1 protein-coding gene is annotated in these 515 nt (G+C 74.2%); it reads left to right on the top strand.

All coding sequences use genetic code 11. From position 1 onward, the window contains the following. Positions 1-28 precede the first annotated feature (28 nt). Positions 29-515 (top strand): CurL C-terminal domain-containing protein (locus QSK36_RS43075; protein WP_352241953.1); only part of this gene is annotated, 487 nt, incomplete at its 3' end.

The following is a 515-nucleotide window of genomic DNA, read 5'->3' as shown; positions in this document are numbered from 1 at the left end:
GCTGACGGAGGCGCGGGCGTGGCCGGAGGTGGATCGGCCGCGTCGGGCGGGGGTGTCGTCGTTCGGGGTGAGCGGCACCAACGCGCATGTGATCGTGGAGCAGGCCCCCGAGCTCACGGGCGAGACCCCGGAGGAGGTTCCCGAGGGGGGCGCGGTTCCGGGTGTGGCGGCGTTGCCGATCTCGGCGCGTACGGCCCAGGCCCTGCGCGCGCAGGCGCACCGCCTCGCGCAGTTCATCGCGGACAACGAGGACGTCTCGGTGGCCGACGTCGGGCACGCCCTCGCCACGACCCGGGCGACGTTGGAGCACCGCGCGGTCGTGGTCGCGGCCGATCGCGACGAGGCGCTCACGGCCCTGGCGGAGGTCGAGTCCATGGGATCGGCGGATGTCACGGGCAAGACGGTGTTCGTGTTTCCGGGGCAGGGGGCGCAGTGGGCGGGGATGGGTGCGGAGTTGCTGGCGTCCTCGCCGGTGTTTTCGGGGCGGATCGCGGAGTGTGCGGCGGCGTTGGCGC

The sequence above is a fragment of the Microbispora sp. NBRC 16548 genome, assembly GCF_030268985.1.
GTDB classification, from domain to species: domain Bacteria; phylum Actinomycetota; class Actinomycetes; order Streptosporangiales; family Streptosporangiaceae; genus Microbispora; species Microbispora catharanthi.
This window is presented reverse-complemented; position numbering and strand designations above follow the sequence as displayed.